We start from the raw sequence: 21,089 nt of genomic DNA on the forward strand, positions 1-21,089 counted from the left end.
GTGGTGGTAGGGGGTTTCGGGGGTCGGGCCCCCGCTGGTTGAGCGAGTCGAGCGAGTCGAAACCAACGAGGAAGGACGCTCGTCGAGGCGAGCGAAACGCGCCCTCGCCGGTTGAGCACCCCCGCTGGTTGAGCGAGCGGAGCGAGTCGAAACCAACCCACGCTCCGCTGGAACCTCGAGAGCGAACCAGCGAGTCGTCACGGTGGTTTCGACTCGCTGCGCTCGCTCAACCAACGGGGAAGGCCGCATCGCTCGCTCAACCACCGGGAGAGTCGCGATCGAGGAGGTGGAGGGCTATCCGGCGGTCCGGGCGGACCTGGAAGTCGCCGACATCGCGCCACCCGCGCTTGGTCAGTGCGCGGCGCATGGGGGCGTTGGTCGAGGCGGGCTCCACGGCGATGCGCGGGCACCGCGGGTCGGCGGCGAACAGCTCACCGGCCAGGTCGCGGAGAAACTCCGAGACGACGCCGCGACCGAGCAGGCGAGTGTCCGCGGTCGCGATGTGGAGTCCCAGATCGTGCGGATCGACGGCGTACAGTCGCGCGATCTCGTCGCGGGCGACTCGATAGATCTCCAGGTAGCCGACGTCGACGCCGTTGTGCGAGAAGATGATCGGTCGCGAATAGTCGCCCGCCAGGCGGTAGGCGGAATCGTCGCGCCAGCGCTGCGCGGACCAATCCTGATCCCAGGTGTCCACTAGGTGCGGGCGGGCGAACCACTCCTCCAGCAGCGCCGGATCGGTTCCGTCCGGGTCCACGACGCGGAGTCCGAAGTCGCCGACGACGCCCGGCACCGGTGGGGGCCCGGCGGCGTCGACCGCGCCGGAGACCTCGGTGATCTCGCGTGCGATGGAAAAGTCGCTGTCCGGCAGGCTCATCGGCTCACCGCCTGACGCGACGAGGCGCGGTCGACCGCACTGCGGAGCACGCGATTCGACAGTTCGCCCAGACAACTCAGGTTCGGGAAGCCGGGTCCCTGCGCGAAACCGGCGAGATTCGGCAGGTACAGCGCCTGCGACAGACCCGTCACCGCGAGGTCATGCCCGATCGAGTTCTCCAGACTGCTCACGTCCGGCCTGCTTCCCAACGCGAGTTCCAGCTCGTCTACGGTCTCCGCGTCGAAGAGGTCCAGGAACCACAGCGGACGGCCACCGGTCGCGTCGACCACCAGGTCGAACGAGTGGTCCACCGCCGAGCAGCCGGGGTTGCCGAGCGTCAGGCTGACCGCCTCGCCGGTGCGGCGAGCACCGGTCACCCGTCCGCGAAGGTGGTGGATCCGATCGTCCGCGAGCAGATTCTCCTGCACGCTCACCGAGAACACGCCCCGGTCGGTACGGCGGATCACGTCGCGCCGTTCGGCGGCAGGCAGCGACGGCCATCCGGTCGGGTCGGAGAAGACCGAGTTCTCGAAGTAGCTCTCCCCACGGGTGTAGATGGTCGGAGCGGGTGAGATGACCGAGATCGACATGACCTCATGACGGACGAGTTCGTCCAGCGCAGACGCCGCAGTCTCGCCGCCGCCGATCACCGCCGCTCGCGACGACGCCGGAATCTCCCTGCGCGACACCGCGTTCCAGAAGTCCGCGACCGACAGCACACGCGGATCGTCGAGCAACGGCTCATCGCTGGAGCCGGGACCGGTCACGAGCAACCCGTCGCCGTCGACGGTTTCGACCGCGCCGTCCGAGGTGCGGAACGCCACGGTCCAGCCGCCGTCGGCGACGCGCACCCGTTCGACGGTGCCGATGTGCAACTCTGCACCCGACTTAGACGCCACCCAGTCCAGGTAGCGCGCCCAGACGTGATGATGCGGGTTCGGTCGACCGCGGTCGATCCACTCCGTGTAGGTCTGGTGGGCGACGAGGAACGCCATCCAGCTGAACTCGAGCATGCCCGCGTTGATCTGCGCGGCCTGCGCACGATGCGGCGCACCCCGGTACGGGAAGCCGAGATCCTTCTCGGGGCTCGTGCCCAGCCGGTGACGGCCGTCGGTCCAGCCGCCGAGCGGCAGCCAGTTACCGCCCACCGCATGCTGATCGATGATGACCACCCGGGGAGCAGGCAGCCCGAGATCGGCCATCACCTTCGCCTTGGCGGCGACCGCCAGCGACTTCGGGCCGGCACCGATCGCAACCAGCGTCCCGGCCGAGCGGTCGCCCGCGCCTGCGGGTTCGGGGTTGTTCGGGATCACTGCGCCATCAGCTCCTCGTCGTCCATCGCGGCGATCTCCAGGTAGATCGCGGCGACCTGCTCCAGCCGGCCCGGTCGTTCGTCCGCGTCATCGAGCCGTCGTGCGAGTTCGTCGACCGTCCGGGCCGCGAAGATGTCGGCGACGCCCGCCTGGGGCGCGTCGAGCAGATCGCGGACGCGGGCGATCACCGTGGTGGCGAGCACCGAATCGCCGCCCGCGGCGAAGAAGTCGTCGTCGACGCCGAGTTCGCGGTCGCCGCCGAGTACGTCGGCCATGATGGCGAGAAGCGCACGGTGCAGGTCGGTCTCGGGGTCGCGGCGCGGGCTCGAGTCCGCGGCGGTCGTGCCCAGGCTCGCCGTGATCGCGGCCCGATCGAGCTTGCCGTTGCCCGTCAGCGGGAGTTCAGCTCGCACGTCGATGACCGCGGGCACCATGTAGCCGGGAACCAGGTCCGCGAGCGAGTCACGCAGCTCGTCAGGGTTCGGCGCGCTGCCGGGTTCGGGTGCGACGACGGCGGCCAGGGTCGCGGGACCGTTGCCGGCCACGAGGACCGCCACCGCATGACGAACCGACGGCAAGGTGCGCAGCGCGCCCTCGATCTCTCCGAGTTCGACGCGGAAGCCGCGGATCTTGACCTGGTTGTCGGCCCGTCCGAGGAACTCGACGGTCCCGTCGGGCCAATAGCGCGCGAGGTCGCCGGTGCGGTACCAGCGCCGCCCCTCGAACTCGACGAACCGCTCGGCCGTCCGCTGGGGTTCGTTGCGGTAGCCGTGGGCGACGCCGTCGCCGCCGACCCAGAGTTCGCCGCTCACCCAGTCCGGGCAGTCGGTGCCGAGGTCGCTCACGACGCGGCACGCCACATTCGCGAGCGGGGTGCCGAACGGCACGCTGGTCCAGTGCGCGGGCGGCTCGGACACTTCGCACACCGTGCCGTGGATCGCGATCTCGGTGGCCCCGCCGAGTCCGGCGAACCGCGCGCCCGGCGCGAGCGATCGCAAGCGGCCGGGCAGGTCGGCGCCCACCCAGTCGCCGCCGAGGAGCACCGCGCGCAGGGAATCGCCCAGCGCGCCACCGCCCGTCTCGGTCTCGGCCAGCGTGAGGAGCATGTCGAGCGCGCTCGGCACGCAGGTCAAGACGCTGGCGCGGTGAGCGACCAGCAGGTCGCGCCAGGCCGCCGGGTCCTTGGCGTCGTCGGCGCCGACCGCGATCACCGCGCCGCCCGCGCTGTAGAGCCCGAAGATGTCGTAGACCGAGATGTCGAACTCCAGGGCCGCGACGGTGAGTGACCGGTCGCCGGGGCCGACGCCGAAACGGCGGTTGACGTCGTCGATGGTGTTCATCGCGGCGCGGTGCGGCACCTCGACGCCCTTCGGCGTTCCGGTGGAGCCGGACGTGAACAGCACGTACGCGACGGCCTCGGGATCGGGCAGGTACGGTCCGGACAGCGGTGCCGCAGCCAGGGCGTCGCTCAGTTCCAGCGCGGGGACCTCGAGGCGATCCGGTTCGACGACACCGTCGGTGAGCAACAGGGCGGCCTCCGCGGTGCGGAGGATCGCGGCGCGGCGCGGCGCGGGCTGGTCGTAGGTGACCGGCACCCAGACCGCCCCGGCGGCGTAGACGCCGAGGGTCGCGATCATCTGGCGGTAGCCCTTGGGGATCTGAACGCCCACCGCGTCGCCGGGGCGCACGCCCGCCGACCGCAGGGCCGCGGCCACTGCCAGCGCCTGCGGTGCCAGCTCGCCGTAGGCGAGTCCACCGTCGCGCCACAGGAGTGCGGGTCGCTCCGGGTCCTCGGCGGCGACCTCGAAGAATCCCTGGTGCAGGACGCGCCCGGTCGTCGGTGCGGCGGTGTTGTTGACCTCGCATCGCACCGCCCGCTGCGACGCGGGCAGCTGCGGCAGCGCCTCGGCGAGCCACCCGGCCGACGACCCGCCGGCAGCCAGTCCGTCGAGGGTGGTCGTGAAGTGCTCGAACATCGCCTCGACGACGCCGTCCGGGAACTGGTCGATGCGGACGTCCCAGTTCGTCAGCAGCCCGCCGCCGACCTCGGTGATCTGCGCGTCGAGCAGCACCTGCGGCCCCTGCGAGACGATGTGGGCCGGTCGGCCCAGCCGTGCGTAGACCTCGTCGGCGAACAGTTCGCCGAGACCCAGCGCACTGGTGAAGACGACCGGAGCCAAGACCGTCTCGCCACGGAGACGGCCGAGGTCGCGCAGGATGTCGAGCGCGCCGTACGCGCTGTGCGATCCGGCCTCGTGCATGCGGCGCTGCACATCGCGGGCGAGGTCGAGCACCGATCCGTTCCCCGGTGCGGTCAGCACCCGCAGGTCGACGTCGACGAGGATCGACGAGCTGAAGTCACCCGACACCGCATCGATCTCGTCGTGCATCGGAACCCGCTGGAACAGTGGGACGTTGAGCAGGAAGTGCGGGGTCGACGACCACGCGCCGACGCTCGCGGCATAGACCGCACCGACCACCGCCGCGGGCGTCACGCCGCGTTCGTGCGCCGCGGCGAGCAGACCCGCGCGGGCGCCGGCGTCGAGCCAGTGGTTCATCCGCACCACGCGCGCCCGGTCGCTCTGCGTCTGTCCGGCCGGTCGTGCCGGCAGGATCGGCCCGCCCGGCAGATCGGCGAGGCGGTCGGCCCACCAGTCGCGGTCGGCCGCGCGAGCGGAGTCCGGATGCTCGGCGCGATGCCGCAGGTAGTCGCGGTAGCCGACGGACAGGGGCGGCAGCTGCGCGCCGTCGTAGAGGGCGACCAGATCGCGCAGCAACGTCCGGTAGCTCATCGCATCGGCGGCGAGCATGTCGATGTCGAAATGCAGGCGATGGCGACCGCCCGGGAGCAGTGTGAGGGTGAGGTCGAAGACCTGGCCCGCGGCGATGTCGAGCACCTGGTGGCTCTTGGACTCGCGCCGTTCGGTCAGCAGTCGCTCGATGTCTGCCGAGTCGGTGCCGCGGAGGTCGTCGACGACCAGCGCAGGCCGCGGCAACGCGTCGAGCACCTGCTGGCGGCCGTCGGCTCCGAATCGGGCGCGGAGCATTCCGTGCCGCGCGACCAGCGCCTCGGCGGCCGCGGCGAGCCGATCGGGGTCGAGGCCCGCCCCGTCGAACTCGACGTACAGGTGCGCGGCCACGCCGCCGAGGTCCGCGGCTCCCGTGCGGCCGACCCAGTAGGCGTGCTGCATCGGTGCCAGCGGAAACGAGTCCGCGGCCCAGTCCTCCGCGTCGAAACCTCCGATGCCTTGCTCCGTGACACCCGAAGCGCCGGCCGGCTCAGCGTCCGCGGCCCCGAGCATGGCGGACCAATCGGCGACAGTCGGGCTGGCCGCGAGATCCGCGAAATTGACGTCGTGACCGAGCTTGCGCCATCCACCTGCCAAGCGCATCATCCGGATGGAGTCCAGGCCGAGCCCGATCAGGTCGTCGCCGTCGCCGATGGTCGACGGGTCGACGTCCAACAGGGCGGCGATGTCCGCGCGGACGGTCGATTCCGAGACGCCGTCGACCCCGCTCACCGGGCCGCTCTCACGACGAATGGTGCGACACTGCCGAGCTTCTCGCAGGTCTCCTCGAACTCGCGCTCCGGCCGCGACTGACCGACGATGCCCGCTCCGGCACGCAGCCACGCGCGGTCGCCCTCGGCGAAGATGGTGCGGAGGGCCAGGGTCGCCTCCAGCTCACCGCTCGAGTCGGCGACCAGGATCGCACCCGAGTACAACTCGCGGCGCTGCGGTTCGAGTCGGTAGATGGCTTCGAGTGCCGGGGCTTTCGGAATGCCCGATGCGGTGATCGACGGGAACAGGACGCCGAGCGCACGCCACGGTCCGGCGTCCGGATCGAGGCGACCGGACACGGTCGACGCCAGGTGCTGAACGCTGCCGCGCTCGCGGACCACCATGAACTCGTCGACGACGGTGGTTCCCGGCAGTGCCACCGACTCGATCTCGGTGAAGCAGGCCCGCACCGACATCGCGTGCTCGGCGATCTCCTTCTCGTCGGAGAGGAGATCGGCGCGCGCGGCGGCATCGATCTCGGGCGAGCGTCCGAACGCTCGCGTGCCCGCGAGCGGCTCGGTGACGACCGAGCCCATGCCGTCCGCCGCGACCACCAGCTCCGGACTGAAACCCGCGGCTTCGAGACCGCCGAGATGCAGCAGGTACGACCGCGCCGGGTTGTTGCCCCGACGACCGCGCACGTACGTGGCGGGGATGTCGACGTCGAAGCCGACGTCGACGCTCCGCGAGAGGATCACCTTCTGATAGCGGCCCTCGTTGATCTCGCGGACCGCGGTCGCGACACGACCGCGGTAGTCGTCGGGGTCGTTGCCGACATCGATGGTCTCCTCCGAACCGGCGTTCACGGGACGCTCGGCGAGCTCACGCAGTCGTTCGAGGGTCGCCTCGTCCGCGCCGGGCGCGGAGATTCCGTCGACGTCGACGAACGCCTCGAGTCCCGGCACGATGAGATGCGCGAGGACGACGTCGTCCTGAACACGGTCGAGCAGCCCGTGATGCGGTGCGCAGTAGTCGAATCCGACCCAGCCGTACAGCCGCCAATGCGACAGGCCGAGACCGTCGAGGGCGGCGTTCAGCGCGTCCGCGGGATCCCCGGCCCAGGAGATCTCACGGGTTCGGGCCCCCTCGTCGCCGGGTGCCGGGTCGACGATCACCTGAGTCTTCGTGAGGATGATCCGCGCCTGCGGGCGGGCCGCGAACATCCAGCGTCCGTCACGCTCGTAGACGACGTATTCGCCGAACTCGCCCGACGACGCCCACGCTCCGCACACCGCGGCCGCTCGCGCGGCGAGGTCATCGATCGAGGGCGTGTCCGCTACCGGAGAAGCAGGTGCCACAACCATTGTTCAGTCCCATCGTTCACTGCCCGACAATTAGGTGAGGCTAATCTACATCACCGGGGAATCGATAGGTTAGGCTGCCCTCGTCTACTAGAGCTAGGACCGAGCATGCCATCTGTTGCGAGCACTCTCGCCACCGGGTTCGCCCCGCACCGTCCCGACCTCGCCGACTCCTATCGGGCCGCAGGCGTCTTCGACGACCGCCCGCTGTGGAGCGCCCTCGCCGCTCGAGCGGTCTCGAATCCCACCGATCCGGCCGTGACGGACGGCGCGACCGGAACGACGCTCACCTACCGCGGACTCCTCGACGCCTCGGATCGACGGGCGGCCGGTTTCGCGACGGCGGGACTGCGACCGGGCGACCGGGTGATCCTGCAACTCCACAACTCGGCCGAGTTCGCCGTGACCTTCTTCGGCCTCCTGCGCGCCGGCCTGGTTCCCGTGATGACGCTGCCCGCTCACCGCATCACCGAGATCGCGCACCTCGCAGCCGGTTCCGGGGCCCGGGCGTACGTCTGCGACGACATCCGCGGCGGGTTCGACTACCGCGATCTCGCCGCCGACCTCCGGTCGCGAGTCCCGGCCGTCGAACACATCTTCGTGACCGGCGACGCCGGCTCCTTCCGCCCGCTCCCCGAGGATTCCGGAGACTGGCACCCGCCGGCCGTCGACGCCGACCTCCCCGCCCTGTTCCTGGTCTCCGGCGGCACCACCGGACTACCCAAGCTCATCGCGCGGACGCACAATGACTACGCGTTCAACGCCGTCACGTCCGCAGCCATCGCCGAACTGACTGCGAGCGACGTCTACCTCGCCGCTCTGCCCGCCGCGCACAACTTCCCGCTCTGCTGCCCCGGACTCCTCGGGATGATCGGCGTCGGCGGTCACACCGTCTTCACGCAGGACCCCAGTCCAGACTCCGCGTTCGACGTCATCGAGCGCTACCGGGTCACCGTCACCGCGCTCGTCCCGGCGCTGGCGCAGCTGTGGTGCGCGGCCACCGAGTGGGAACCCGCCGATATCTCATCACTACGACTGCTCCAAGTGGGCGGCTCCAAACTCGCCGCACCGGACGCTGCCGCGATCGACGCCGCGATGGGTCCGGTGGTGCAGCAGGTGTTCGGGATGGCCGAGGGGCTCATCTGCTACACCCGCCTCGACGACCCCCGCGACCTGGTGCACGTCAGCCAGGGCGCACCGATGAGCCCGCTCGACGAGGTCCGCATCGTCGACGAGGACGGGGCGCCGGTCCCGGACGGCGAAGAAGGTGAACTCCAGGTCCGCGGGCCGTACACCATCCGCGGCTACTACCGCGCACCCGAGCACAACCTGCGGTCGTTCACCGACGACGGCTTCTACGCATCGGGCGACCTGGTGCGTCGGCTGCCGTCCGGCCACCTCGCCGTCACCGGACGGATCAAGGACACCATCGTGCGGGCCGGCGAGAACGTCGCCGCCGACGACGTCGAGGAGCACCTGCTCGCCCATCCCGCGATCGCGCACGCCGCCGTGATCGGCCTGCCCGACGACGCCCTCGGCGAACTGATCTGTGCGGTCGTCGTACCCGGCCGAGACACGACCGCCCCCTCACTTCCCGACGTGCGCAGCTTCCTCGCCGATCGCGGCCTCGCGTCGTTCAAGCTGCCCGACCGCTTCCACGCGATCGACGAACTCCCGGTGACGTCCGTCGGCAAGATCGACAAAGCTGCACTGCGCACCGATCTCGCGTCACCGAGCCGAGTCGACTGACCACGGTACGGTCGCCCGCCTGCCGTCGCGGCACCACCGATCGCCCCTCCAGCCCCATGCCCCGGAAGCAGTCCGTGTCGCCTTGCCGCGACGCGCTATGAAGTTCTCAAACAACCCGAGACGGCCGTCCGGCCATCTCCGACCCTGCACCGATATGATATGAGTCACCTCTGACACAAACGGACGTACGAAGCCTCGCTCGGACGATGTCCGTCGGCGCCCGGACCCGATAACGTCGACACGTGACCGAGCAGACGGTGACGACGGGCGGACTACGGGCCCGCACTCGTCGACTCACGGGTCCGGTGCGGACCAGACTGACCATGACGGCTACCGTTCTGGTGCTCGTCGCCCTGCTCATCGCGGGTGCCGTGATGGTGCTGGTGACGCGGAACCTGCTGTACAACACCGCGGATCAGGCGACCTCGTCACGGGCAGCCGAGATCGCGACGGTGGTGAGGTCGGAGGGCGTCGACGGCGTCGACAAAGCCCTCCTGAACCTGAATCAATACGTCGACATCGTGCAGATCTACAGTCGCGACGGCACCGTGCTCGCGTCGACCTACCACGGCACCACGCAACCGCTCGGCCCGAGCGTCGCACCCGGCGCTGAGACCGTCGTCGACGACACGGTGCCCGCACCCGACACACCGGAGTTCCGCACCAGCTTCGTCGGCGTCACCTCGCCGGACCACGGCGACGTCACGATCGCCGTCGGCACCTCCGAGAAACAACTGCACTGGCTGATCCTCGTGGTCGCACTCCTCTGCGGACTCATGTTCCCGATCATCGGCGCGCTGATCGCCGTTCTGACCTACTACTTCGTGGGCCGGTCGCTGGAGCCGGTGGAAGCCATCCGCCGACGTGTCGACGAGATCTCGGTCGGCGACCTCCACCAGCGGGTCCCCGTGCCCGCAACGCGAGACGAGATCGCGACACTGGCGGTGACCATGAACGAGATGCTCGATCGGCTCGAAGAGGCCCGGGCCCGCGAACTCCGCTTCGTCGGCGACGCCTCACACGAGCTGAACAGTCCGCTGACCACACTCGTCGGTCTGTTCGACCTCGCCGAGATGAACGGAGAGGGCATCGACAGGGAGACGGCCCGGGACGTGATGGCCCCCGAGGCGCGGCGACTGCAGTACATGGTCGCCGACATGCTCCTCCTCGCGCGCGCCGATGAGAGCGGCATCCCGCTGCGCACCGGGTCGGTCGATCTGGACGACATCGTGGAATCGGAGATCCGCAGACTCGGCGCGATCACCGACTTCGAGATCAGCGCGACGATCCTGCCGATTCAGCTGACCGGCGACGAGGAGAAGCTGAGCCGCGCGCTCCGGAATCTCACCGACAACGCGGTCCGGCACGCCCGGAGCCGCATCGCCATCGACATGGCCGCCGACGACTCGGGCGTGTCCATCACCGTGTCCGACGACGGTCCGGGGGTGTCCGACGACGACAAGGAGCGGATCGTCGACCGCTTCGTCCGCCTCGACTCCGCACGCACCCGCACCTTCGGCGGCGCAGGCCTCGGACTGGCGATCGTCGCCGAGATCGTGCGCGCGCACGGCGGCGAGATGATCGTCGACGATGCCCCCGGCGGCGGCGCACGGATCGGTTTCGAGCTGCCGGTGGAGGCGCCGTAGCAGGCGACGAGACTCTCTGGGGGCGGACCCCTCGCGCCCCGTGCCTTCTGCTACCCGTCGTCGTCCAGCCGGTACCCCACGCCGCGGACAGTCTGAATCGACTTGCAGCCGAACGGCGCGTCGATCCGTTTACGCAGGTAACTGATGTACACCTCGACGACGTTCTCGTCGCCCGTGTAGTTGACATCCCAGACCGAGTCGACGATCTGCGTCTTCGTGACCGCCTGACCCTTGTTCCGCATCAGGAATTCGAGCAGCGCGAACTCGCGTCGCGTGAGTGACAATTCGGTGTCGCCGCGTTTGACGACGTGCGCCGAGGGATCGAGCGACAGCGAGCCCGCCGTCATCACAGCGGGCCGCTCGGGCGCCCCGCGCCGCGCGAGAGCACGCAGGCGGGCCACCAGCACCACAGCCGAGTACGGCTTGGTGAGGTAGTCGTCGGCGCCGAAGTCGAAGGCGTCCGCCTGGTCGTACTCTCCGTCCTTCGCGGTGAGCATCAGTACGGGCGTCCACACCTGTGCCCGGCGAAGGTCGCGCACCACTTCGTAGCCGTTGCGACCCGGCATCATGATGTCGAGCACGACGACGTCGAACGGCTCGCTCAGGGCCTTCTGCAGCCCCGTGAGACCGTCGGTCGCGGTGTCGACCACCCAGCCCTCCGCCACCAGCGTCCGGCGCACGGTCTCGGCGATCGCCGGATCGTCGTCGACGAGCAGCACGCGCATCAGCCGCGCTCCACCGAACGGTCCGTGTCGGCCGACCACTGCGAATACGAACCGGGGAACAGCGCTGCCGTGATGCCCACGGCCGCCAGCGCCGCGATCCCCTGCGCGGCGGTGACGCCCGAACCGCAGTACATCACGACCTCCCGATCATCGGCGCCCAGCCCGCGGTAGAGGTCCGCGAGCTCTGTGGTCGGGCGGAACCTCCCGTCGGCGGTGACGTTCCCGCCGGCGGGAGCGTTGACCGCGCCCGGGATCCGGCCGGGCCGCGCGTCGATCGGTTCGACCTCGCCGTGGTAGCGTTCCGGCGCCCGCGCGTCGAGCAGCAACACGGCATCGGTGTCGAGCGCGGCGACGTCGTCGATCCCCACCACCGGCAGGTGTCCACCGGAGAGCACCACGTTCCCGACTCGCGGCGTCGCGTCACCCGTCGACACGCGCATTCCGGCGGCCTTCCACGCGCCGAGCCCGCCGTCGAGAATGGTGACGTCCGCGATCCCGGCCCAGCGCAGCAGCCACCACGCCCGAGCCGCCGCTTTGCCCTCCCAATCGTCGTAGACCACGACGCGCGAGCCGACGTCGACGCCCCATCTACGGGCCGCCGCCTGCAGATCCGACAGCGCGGGTAGCGGATGCCGCCCGGCATCGGCCGATGCCGGTCCGGCGAGCTCGGCATCCAGGTCCACGTACACCGACCCCGGGAGATGTCCCTCGCGATAGTGCTCATGACCCGCGTCGTCGCCCAGCTGCCACCGCACGTCGAGTACCACCGGCGGTCGCGACGACAGCATCGCCTCCACCAGGTCGTCGACCGTCGTGAGAACCTGATCTCGCTGGTCGGAAGTCATCGGACCATCCCTTCACCGTCACCGTGCTGCGGACGGCGCACGACCGTCGCTACAGAAGACTGTATTGCTCAGCAGTGACATCCAGGCAGAGAGCGCCTGCGGCGCTCGACCGGCCCCGGGCCTGCGTGATCATCGTCGCAAGAGCCCCGCGTGGCGTCGTACGTTCGGCGGAACGACAGCCCGGAGGTCCACCGCGACGTGCGACAATCGGGCCATGTCCGAATCGCCGACCCTCGACCCGCTCCGTTCCCGCTTCCTCGACGCCGGGCTGCGCGTGCTCGCCCGCGACGGCTACGGCGGGTTCAAGCAGTCGACGGTCTGCGCCGAGACCGGCCTCACGACCGGCGGCTTCTACCATTCCTTCAAGAACTGGAAGGACTTCGAGACGTCCCTGATCGCGCACTGGCAGACGGAGGCGACGGCGAACGTCGTCGCACAGTTGCGCACCATCGGCAGTCCGGTCGAGCGGATTCTCGCGGTGGTCGAGGCATCGAAGAGGCTGCCGCACCACACCGAACGCGCGTTGCGTGTGTGGTCGGCGAAGGACCCGAGCGTCGCCCAGGCCGTCTCCGATGTGGACCGGACCCGACTCGACGCGCTCACCGAGTTCGTCGCCGATCTCATCGCCGATCCGGACGAGCCCGCGCGCATCGCCGCACACTCGATGCTGGTCTTGGTCGGCTACCAGTGCTCCGACATCGGTGAGGCCGACTTCGAGTGGGCGATGCACCGGATCCTCGATCGCACGCTCAGTCTGCCCCGCAAGAGCGATCAGACGGCGGAATAGTCGGCGACCTGACCCGTTCGCGGTGCGCGTCGCAACGCCGACAGCATCCGCGGAACCCTGCGCAGCGGCAGGGGCGACGGCCAGTCGTTCGGCCGGAGCAGGGCCTCGGTGCCGCCGTCGACGGTGATCACCGACCCCGCCATGAAGTCCGCGGCAGGCGACAGCATCGTCAGCACCCACTGCGCCAATTGCTCGGGAGTGCCGTACTCGCGGACCGGCACCGGGTACGACCGCACGTGCTTGCCCGACGAACTCTCGAGCTGAGCGCGCAGAAGCGGAGTGAGCACAGGCCCCGGCGCGAGGATATTGACCCGGATGCCCGAACCCGCCCACTGCGTGGTCATCGCGTGCCTTCGGGTCCACCGGCTCACCGCGATCTTCGACGCCGCGTACGCCGCCGGGCCCGAGAGGGCGCCGCGCCGCCGCAGGATGCGCGTCGCGCGTTCGGTGTCACCGGACTCGAGCAGCTTGATCGCCCGACGCGGCACGAACGGCGTCGACGTGGTCGAGTTGGAGCCGAAGACCACCACCTTCGCGTTGCCCGCGGCCGCCAGCTCGGGCTGGAGCGCCATCAGCAGTTCGGTGACGCCCAGGACGTTGACCTCGACCGTCAGCCGCTCCTTACCGCGGTGCGCACCGACTCCGGCGGCGAAGACGGCGCCGTCGAGCCGCCCGCTCGCCGCGGCCATGATCTCGCGGACCGCGCGCGACCGTCCGGCGCTCGTCGACAGATCAGCGATCACTTCCGAATCGGCGAGGTCGACGCCGATCACCTCGTGTCCGTCGGCCCGGAGCCTGCGCGCCACTTCATTGCCCATGCCCGACGCTGCGCCGGTCACCACATACTTGCCCACGAATACTCCCAACCGCGTAGTCCCCTACGACTCTAGAACACGTTCTAGTTCACAGATCGGCCACGCCGCGCAACCGCGTCACGAGATGCGGAAGATCCGCTTCGCGTTTCGCGCGAACAACTGCTGAAGCAGATAGTCGCCGCGGTCGCCGAGCACGTCGAGCAGCGCGCCGACCGTCATGCCGATCGGCGCGTTCGGCCGATCCACCGGCGAGTCCGAGCCGAAGATGACGCGGTCCGGGCCGAATCGGTCCACCGCGTGGAGTGCCAGCGGGCCGGCCATGTCCGCCAACACGGCACGACTGCCGATGTTCCCGGCCGTGTCGCGGCCGTAGCCGAGCAACGACAACCCGAGGCCTGACACCTTGATCACCACATTCGGCCGAGTCGCGATCATCGCGATGCGTTCGCGCCACAGACTCAGGATCGCCGCGCGTGCGGCCGCCGTCATCCCGGTCTCGGCACCGACCGGCCCGAACACCCCCGCGGGCATCCCCAGGTGCTCGACGACGATCGTCGTCTCGGGAAATCGCCGCGCCAGCATGTCGAGCTGCCCCAGCTGGTGCGAGTACGCGAACGAGACGAACGCCAGCCCCCGCGAGGCCAGCGACTCGAAGCCTTTGAGAAACGCGGTGGACGCGACGGCGTCCGGCTCGTTGCACCAGTCGGGGATCTCCGGGTCCGGATGCCGAGCCCATTTGAAACGGACGGCCCGGACCCGGTCCGAGTGCGCCAGTTCCCGATCCACGCGCCCGGCGAAATCGGGATGCCGTGGATCCCCCGCCACCACGGTCGCACCCAGGGCCGGCCCCTTCTGACCGTGCGGAAGACCGGTCAGATACTTGAGCTCGTCGAACGACGAATCCATCAGCTCGGCCGGATCACGCGCCGGCCGCCACTGCGACTCCACCTGGCCGACGCTCTCGACTCCGATTCCGGCGACCGACAGCAGTGCGACCGTGTCGCTCGAATACTGCGCCGGCTCGTAGGGCGACGACAGGATGCTCGAGTCCAGGCCGTACCGCCGATCGTCTCCGCTCCCGATCCGCGCGACCAGCCGAAGTGCGGGCGACGGGACGAAACGGCGCAGCGGAAAGTCGGAGACCCGGGCGAATCGGGCCAGCGCCCACGACGAACGCATCGGGTTGAAGTAGTGGACGTGCGCGTCGACGATCCCGGTCAGCAGTCCATCGAGCGTCGTCACAACGCAAGGGTGCCACAACCCACAAGCGGCACGCCGAACAATATCGGGGTCCGTCGGAGGCGCGGACTACAGTGGACCTCGCCCGGCAGCGGGCACCCCCCCCCAGTCCACACCTGCGACGATCCGAAGGAAGCGAGCGAGCGTGTCTGAGCCCGAGCAGCCGATCCTGGCGCGCACCCGGGTACTGCTGGCCGGCGATCCGGACCGGTTCGCGCGCAACGTCTTCGCGCGGATGTTCGCGATGCGGCCCAGCCTGCGCGAGTTCTTCCCCGCCGAAATGGGCAGTCTCCGTTCGTCGTTCGTCGACGTCCTCGACCACGTGCTCGAGGCGATCGAGGCCCCCGACGGGCACGGCGAGCTCGTCGAGTTCCTGGCACAGCTGGGACGAGACCACCGCAAGTACGGGGTCGTAAGCGAGCACTACTGGCTGATGTACGAGGCGCTCATGTCGGAGTTCCAGTTCGCGTTCGGCCGACGCTGGACCCCCGAGGTCGAGGAGACCGTCGGCCAGGCGATGCTGCTCACGACCGGAGTGATGCGCGGCGCCGCGGAGAGTGCCGAGGGGCCGGCCCGTTGGCAGGCGCGCGTGGTCCAGAAGTTCACGATCACCCGCGAACGGGCGGTGGTCCGACTGGTCGCGACCGGTCCCCGCCCCGCCTTCGCCGCCGGCCAGTACCTCGAGACCCAGATCCCGCAGTGGCCGCGGACGTGGCGGAACCTATCCCCTTCGATTCCGCCGAATCCACAGGGCGAGTTGGAGTTTCATGTACGAGCAGTGCCGGGCGGTCGCGTCAGCGGCTCCATCGTCCGCGACACGGCGGTCGGCGACGTGTGGACCTTCGCACAGCAGCACGGGACGATGCACATCGACCCGAACCGGCCTGCGCTGCTGATCGCCGGCGGCACCGGCCTCGCGCCGCTACGCGCGCTGCTCATCGACCTGGCCCGATTCGCGGAGGCTCCGCCGACACATGTCTTCTACGGCGCCACGCACCCGGGTGAGCTGTACGAGCTGGGTGTGCTCCAGCAGCTCGCGGCCACCAACCCGTGGCTGCGGATCACCGCCGTCGCCGAGACCACTGAGGACCCGTGGTGGTTGACGGGTGCGACCGATCCCCGTCGTTGGGGAGTCGAGATGCGATACGGCCGCGTCGGCGAGGTCGCAGCCGAGTACGCCGACTGGTCCGATCGCCAGGTGCTGCTGTCCGGACCTGCGCCGATGGTGTTCCACACCGCCCTGCGGCTGCGCGCCGCGGGAGTCGATCCCGCCGCGATCCAGCACGATCCGCTGAGCTGAGGCCGGTGCGGGTGGGACCTGGCCCCACCCCCACGACGACAATCAGGCCGCTCAGCGTCCACCGAGGGCAATACGCCCTCGGCAGGCGCTGAGCGGCCTGATTGTTTCCTGCGACTACTTGCGCCCGGCACTCGCCGCGATCGCGACGACACCGCCGAGCATCACCAGGTTCTTGAGGAACTGGGTCTCCTGCAGCTTGCGCTGCATCGGGTCTTCGTACTCCCAGAACGCATGTCCGGCTACGGTCGTCGGCACCAGAGACGCCGCGATCATCGCGGCACCGGCACGTCGACCGAGCCCGGTCGCGACCATCGCACCGCCGACCGCCTGCGCGGCACCGTTCGCGCGGACCACCGTCTCGTTGTCCACCGGGATCGGTACCGCCTGGCGGATTCGGTCGAGCAGCGGCGCCGCAGCTGCGACGCGCCCACCGGGCTCCGTGGCCGACTGGTAGCCGAACACCATGTACGGCAGCCCGGTCATGGCACGACCGGCGGTCTGAAGCAGTTTCATCTGGGTACCTCTCGCTTGTCCTACGTGCGCTCGACACGCACAGGGATCGAGGGTAGTACTCGTCTGCGTCCTCAACGACTCCGCTTGGTGCGCGGCTGCCACACGACGAGCGCGTTGGTGCGCGGGACCGGGACCAGTTCGCCGTGCCGCGGTCGCGCCGACTCCATCTGCCGGGTGAGGTCGCCGACCCGCTTGCGCAGTGCCTCCACCTCGTCGCTCAGTTCGATGATCCGTTTGATGCCCGCGAGGTTCACACCCTCGTCCTGCGAGAGCCGCTGGATCTCGCGCAGCATCTCCACGTCGCGGCTGGAGTAGCGGCGCCCGCCGCCGCGGGTCCGCTGAGGTGTCACCAGCCCCAGGCGGTCGTAGGTCCGCAGCGTCTGGGCGTGCATGCCCGCCAGTTCCGCCGCCACCGAGATCATGAACGTGGCGGCGTCAGCTGTCTCGTCGCGCGGCTGGTCTCCTCGATTGTCGACTGCCATGGGTCATTCACCGCCCCCATCCTGAGCGGGGGTCGAAACCGCTGGCGCGTTCGGCCTCCGCGTACTGCTTCATCGCCTCGGTCGCGGCGTCGTCGAGCTTGGCGGGCACCGAGACCTTGACGGTCACGAGCAGATCGCCCGCGCCGCCCGAACGCTTCGGGACACCGCGACCCTTCAGCCGCAGCGTACGCCCGTCGGACGTGCCGGCCGGGATCTTGACACCGACGGAGCCGTCGAGCGTCGGGACCGAGACGGTCGCACCGAGAACCAGTTCCGAGATGGACACCGGCAGCTGGACCTTGAGATCGTTGCCGCTGCGGGTGAACACCTTGTCCGCCATCACGTGGACGGTCACGTACAGGTCGCCGGACGGCGCGCCGCGCATCCCGGCCTCGCCCTGGCCGGCGAGACGGATGCGCTGACCGTCCTCGACTCCCTGCGGGACTCGGACGTTGATGGTCCGCGGCCGCACGGTGATTCCCGAGCCCTGGCAGTCCGGGCACGGATCGTCGATCTTGGTGCCGGTGCCCTGGCAGTCGGGGCACGGCTCGGAGAAGCCGAAGTGGCCCTGATTGCGCGTCACGAACGCTGACCCGTTGCAGGTCGGGCAGGTGCGGGGGCTGCTACCCGGACGGGCACCGCTGCCGTGGCATTTGGTGCACGGCGACGGACTGGTCACGCGCAGCGTGACCGTGGTGCCCTGCACCGCGTCTCGGAAGGCCAGGGTCGTCTCGGTCTCGAGGTCATTGCCGCGCCGCTGGCGCGGTCCGGCGGAGCTCGCCCCGCCGCGTCCGCCCAGCAGATCGCCGAACAAGTCGCCGAAACCGCCGCCGCCCCCGGTACCGGCGTTGCCGAAGAGGTCGCCGATGTCGAAGCCGCCGGCTCCGCCGGTCGACCCGCCGAAACCGCCGCCGCCCCGGAAACGCCCGCTGGCCATCAACGACCGGGCTTCGTCGTACTCTTTGCGCTTGCTGTCGTCGGACAGCACGCTGTTGGCTTCCGACACCCGCTTGAAGCGTTCCTCCGCCGCCGCGTCGCCCGGGTTCTTGTCCGGGTGCAGTTCGTTGGCGAGCTTGCGGTATGCCTTCTTGATCTGGTCCGCGGTGGCGTCGGAAGAAACGCCGAGGTCGGCGTAGAAATCGCGTTCCAGCCATTCACGCTGTGGAGCCATCAGGCGTCACCTCCTTGAAGTCTGTGTGTAGTTCATGTGCCCTCTGGTCGGACACTTCAGTTCTGCGGTGCGGTCGCGGGGCGGCCGCGGCTGTCGCCGGGCCGCCCCGCGCTCTCGTCACTGCTCCGGCGTGGCCGGGTCGGTGACCGTCACCATGGCGTGACGGATCACTTTGTCGCCCAGGCGGTATCCCGTCCGGAAGACGTTGCCGATGACCGGGGTGTCCCCGCTGCCATCATTCTGAATCGCTTCGTGGAGTTCCGGGTCGAATTCCTCTCCGGGCTCCGCGAACTTGGCCAACTTCTCACCCGTCAGGACGTCGACGAGCTTGTCGGCGAAGGCCCGGAGCGGGCCCTCCTCGAGGTCGCCGTGATCGCGTGCGCGGTCGATGTCGTCGAGGATCGGCAGCAGCTTCTCCAGCAGGATCTGCTTGCCCCGATCGACGGCCTGGAGTTGCTCCTCGGCGCTGCGACGACGGAAGTTCGCGAACTGTGCGCGCTCCCGCTGCAGTGCCTCGGTCAGCTCCGCGACCTGTGCATCGGCCCCGGACACCTCGGCGTCGGCCGCCTCGTCACCGGCCCGCTGGGCCGCCGCGTCCTCCGCGGCGGCCACAGCCTGGTCGGTGCCGACACCGTCGCGCACCTCACCCGTCTCCGGGTCGACGCGACGGTTGTCGGTCACCGTGACCGGCTCGTCGGCGTTGTTCTCCGACGTCACTTGCTCTCACCTTCGGCCGGACCGTCCACGACCTCGGCGTCGACGACGTCGTCGCCGCCCGCGTCACCGGCTGCACCGGCAGCCCCCCCCCCCGCCTGAGCACTGGCGTAGATCGCCTGGCCCATGGCCTGCGACTCCTCCGACAGCTTCTCGATGGCGGCGCGGATGGCTCCGGTGTCGGTGCCCTTCAGCGCCTCGTTGGCGTCGGCGACGGCCGCGGTGACCTTCTCCTTGACGTCGGCGGGGACCTTGTCCTCGTTCTCCTTCAAGAACTTCTCGGTCTGGTTGACCAGCGACTCCGCCTGGTTGCGGGTCTCGGCCTCCTCGCGACGAGCGCGGTCCTCCTCGGCGTGCGCCTCGGCGTCCTTGACCATCCGGTCGATCTCGTCCTTCGAGAGACCCGAACCGTCCTGGATGCGGATGCTGTTCTCCTTGCCGGTGCCCTTGTCCTTCGCGGTGACGTGAACGATGCCGTTCGCGTCGATGTCGAAGGTGACCTCGATCTGCGGCACGCCCTGCGGGGCGGGCGCGATGCCGCCGAGCTCGAACGATCCGAGGAGCTTGTTGTGCGACGCGATCTCGCGCTCGCCCTGGTACACCTGGATCTGCACCGACGGCTGGTTGTCCTCAGCGGTCGTGTAGGTCTCCGAGCGCTTGGTCGGGATGGTGGTGTTGCGCTCGATCAGCTTGTGCATCACGCCGCCCTTGGTCTCGATGCCGAGGGACAGCGGGGTCACGTCGAGCAGCAGCACGTCCTTGACCTCGCCGCGCAGCACGCCGGCCTGCAGGGCGGCGCCGACGGCGACGACCTCGTCCGGGTTCACGCCCTTGTTGGGCTCCTGACCACCGGTGAGCTCCTTGACGAGCTCGGTGACGGCGGGCATGCGGGTCGATCCACCGACGAGCACCACGTGGTCGATGTCGCCGACCGCGATGCCCGCGTCCTTGATCACGGCCTGGAACGGAGTGCGGGTGCGCTCAAGCAGGTCGCTGGTGATCTTCTGGAACTCGCTGCGCGAGAGCTGCTCGTCCAGGAAGAGCGGGTTCTTGTCGGCGTCGACGGTGATGTACGGCAGGTTGATCGAGGTGCTCTGCGAGGCGGAGAGTTCGATCTTCGCCTTCTCAGCGGCCTCGCGGAGACGCTGCATCGCCATCTTGTCCTTGGTCAGGTCGATGCCCGAGGAAGCCTTGAACTTGTCGACCAGCCACTCGACGATGCGCTCGTCCCAGTCGTCGCCACCGAGGTTGTTGTCACCCGACGTCGCGCGGACCTCGACGACACCGTCGCCGATCTCCAGCAGCGAGACGTCGAAGGTGCCGCCGCCGAGGTCGAAGACCAGGATGGTCTGTTCCTTCTCGCCCTTGTCGAGGCCGTAGGCCAGGGCGGCCGCGGTCGGCTCGTTGACGATGCGCAGGACGTTCAGTCCCGCGATCTGTCCGGCCTCCTTGGTGGCCTGACGCTGGGAGTCGTTGAAGTACGCGGGCACCGTGATGACGGCGTCGGTGACGTCCTCACCCAGGTAGGCCTCGGCGTCGCGCTTCAGCTTCATCAGCGTGCGAGCGCTGATCTCCTGCGGGGTGTACTTCTTGTCGTCGATCTCGACGGTCCAGTTGGTGTCGCCCATGTGGCGCTTCACCGAACGGATGGTGCGGTCGACGTTGGTGACGGCCTGGTTCTTGGCCGGCTGTCCGACCAGGACCTCGCCGTTGCGGGCGAACGCGACGATCGACGGGGTGGTCCGCGAGCCTTCAGCGTTCGCGATGACGGCGGGCTCGCCGCCTTCGAGAACCGACACCACGGAGTTGGTGGTGCCGAGGTCGATTCCGACAGCACGTGACATGTGTGTTCCTCCTAGTTCCGGCTTGCTGGTGGGGCCGGGTAGTTCTTTGGGCCGGGAGGCCTGCTGGGTCTGACGAAACCTCAGTGCCTTCGACTCAGGTTTAATCTAGGATCTCGCCTTCGTCAACCTTGTTGAGCCTTTGTCACTCAAGTTTCTCGATCGGTTCAACCGTGCGCTGCAACGATTCATTCCGCAGACTTGAGCGGAT

At 69.3% G+C, this 21,089-nt stretch carries 17 protein-coding genes; 4 read left to right on the forward strand and 13 right to left on the reverse strand.

The annotated features are described in order from the left end of the window. Positions 1-256: 256 nt before the first annotated feature. The 4 genes from SCNU_RS10385 to SCNU_RS10400 are packed head-to-tail and all read right to left on the reverse strand — an operon-like array spanning position 257 to position 7,054. Positions 257-877, reverse strand: a complete 621-nt coding sequence (locus SCNU_RS10385; protein WP_009679324.1) for a GNAT family N-acetyltransferase — start codon at positions 875-877, stop codon at positions 257-259. Continuing rightward, positions 874-2,190, reverse strand: coding sequence for a SidA/IucD/PvdA family monooxygenase (locus tag SCNU_RS10390; protein ID WP_009679325.1), 1,317 nt, complete (start codon positions 2,188-2,190; stop codon positions 874-876). Before SCNU_RS10390 ends, SCNU_RS10385 begins: the two co-directional genes overlap by 4 nt. Next, on the reverse strand, positions 2,187-5,711 hold the full coding sequence (locus tag SCNU_RS10395; RefSeq protein ID WP_009679326.1) for a non-ribosomal peptide synthetase: 3,525 nt from the start codon (positions 5,709-5,711) through the stop codon (positions 2,187-2,189). Before SCNU_RS10395 ends, SCNU_RS10390 begins: the two co-directional genes overlap by 4 nt. Then, the gene (locus tag SCNU_RS10400; protein WP_040518202.1) at positions 5,708-7,054 is read right to left on the reverse strand and encodes a salicylate synthase; all 1,347 of its coding nucleotides are present in this window, start codon (positions 7,052-7,054) and stop codon (positions 5,708-5,710) included. Before SCNU_RS10400 ends, SCNU_RS10395 begins: the two co-directional genes overlap by 4 nt. Before the next feature lie 105 nt (positions 7,055-7,159). Between SCNU_RS10400 and SCNU_RS10405 the strand changes: the two genes are divergently transcribed. Then, the gene (locus tag SCNU_RS10405; protein WP_009679328.1) at positions 7,160-8,800 is read left to right on the forward strand and encodes a (2,3-dihydroxybenzoyl)adenylate synthase; all 1,641 of its coding nucleotides are present in this window, start codon (positions 7,160-7,162) and stop codon (positions 8,798-8,800) included. A 242-nt stretch (positions 8,801-9,042) separates the two neighbouring features. After that, positions 9,043-10,446, forward strand: a complete 1,404-nt coding sequence (locus SCNU_RS10410; RefSeq protein ID WP_009679329.1) for a sensor histidine kinase — start codon at positions 9,043-9,045, stop codon at positions 10,444-10,446. Between the two features lie 50 nt (positions 10,447-10,496). Here the strand turns inward: SCNU_RS10410 and SCNU_RS10415 are convergent, their stop codons facing one another. Then, the gene (locus tag SCNU_RS10415) at positions 10,497-11,171 is read right to left on the reverse strand and encodes a response regulator transcription factor (RefSeq protein ID WP_009679330.1); all 675 of its coding nucleotides are present in this window, start codon (positions 11,169-11,171) and stop codon (positions 10,497-10,499) included. Further along, the gene (locus SCNU_RS10420; protein WP_009679331.1) at positions 11,171-12,016 is read right to left on the reverse strand and encodes a sulfurtransferase; all 846 of its coding nucleotides are present in this window, start codon (positions 12,014-12,016) and stop codon (positions 11,171-11,173) included. The genes SCNU_RS10415 and SCNU_RS10420 overlap by 1 nt, the downstream gene beginning before the upstream one ends. A 214-nt stretch (positions 12,017-12,230) precedes the next feature. On the opposite strand from SCNU_RS10420, the gene SCNU_RS10425 reads away from it, so the two are divergent. Then, on the forward strand, positions 12,231-12,803 hold the full coding sequence (locus SCNU_RS10425; RefSeq protein WP_009679332.1) for a TetR/AcrR family transcriptional regulator: 573 nt from the start codon (positions 12,231-12,233) through the stop codon (positions 12,801-12,803). Here the strand turns inward: SCNU_RS10425 and SCNU_RS10430 are convergent. Continuing rightward, entirely contained in the window at positions 12,788-13,657 is an 870-nt protein-coding gene (locus SCNU_RS10430) for an SDR family oxidoreductase (protein WP_009679333.1), read from the reverse strand. The genes SCNU_RS10425 and SCNU_RS10430 overlap by 16 nt on opposite strands. A gap of 78 nt (positions 13,658-13,735) precedes the next feature. Further along, entirely contained in the window at positions 13,736-14,860 is a 1,125-nt protein-coding gene (locus SCNU_RS10435; RefSeq protein ID WP_009679334.1) for an amidohydrolase family protein, read from the reverse strand. 142 nt (positions 14,861-15,002) lie between these two features. On the opposite strand from SCNU_RS10435, the gene SCNU_RS10440 reads away from it, so the two are divergent. Then, positions 15,003-16,157 carry a globin domain-containing protein gene (locus SCNU_RS10440; protein ID WP_009679335.1) on the forward strand — a complete coding sequence of 385 codons (1,155 nt, stop codon included), beginning with the start codon at positions 15,003-15,005 and terminating at the stop codon, positions 16,155-16,157. 114 nt (positions 16,158-16,271) lie between these two features. Here SCNU_RS10440 and SCNU_RS10445 read toward each other — a convergent pair whose 3' ends face one another. The 5 genes from SCNU_RS10445 to dnaK form a co-directional block, all read right to left on the reverse strand. Beyond that, a complete protein-coding gene (locus SCNU_RS10445; RefSeq protein ID WP_009679336.1) occupies positions 16,272-16,670 on the reverse strand; it encodes a DoxX family membrane protein in 399 nt (132 codons plus the stop codon). Positions 16,671-16,741: 71 nt separating this feature from the next. Beyond that, positions 16,742-17,152, reverse strand: a complete 411-nt coding sequence (locus SCNU_RS10450; RefSeq protein ID WP_009679337.1) for a heat shock protein transcriptional repressor HspR — start codon at positions 17,150-17,152, stop codon at positions 16,742-16,744. Between the two features lie 7 nt (positions 17,153-17,159). Next, positions 17,160-18,323 carry a molecular chaperone DnaJ gene (gene dnaJ / locus SCNU_RS10455; RefSeq protein WP_009679338.1) on the reverse strand — a complete coding sequence of 388 codons (1,164 nt, stop codon included), beginning with the start codon at positions 18,321-18,323 and terminating at the stop codon, positions 17,160-17,162. A 117-nt stretch (positions 18,324-18,440) separates the two neighbouring features. Next, complete coding sequence (grpE, locus tag SCNU_RS10460; protein WP_009679339.1) at positions 18,441-19,040, reverse strand: nucleotide exchange factor GrpE; 600 nt, start codon at positions 19,038-19,040, stop codon at positions 18,441-18,443. Next, entirely contained in the window at positions 19,037-20,881 is a 1,845-nt protein-coding gene (gene dnaK, locus SCNU_RS10465; protein ID WP_009679340.1) for a molecular chaperone DnaK, read from the reverse strand. Before dnaK ends, grpE begins: the two co-directional genes overlap by 4 nt. Positions 20,882-21,089 lie beyond the last annotated feature (208 nt).

The sequence above is a fragment of the Gordonia neofelifaecis NRRL B-59395 genome, from assembly GCF_000192435.1.
GTDB classification, from domain to species: Bacteria; Actinomycetota; Actinomycetes; order Mycobacteriales; family Mycobacteriaceae; genus Gordonia; species Gordonia neofelifaecis.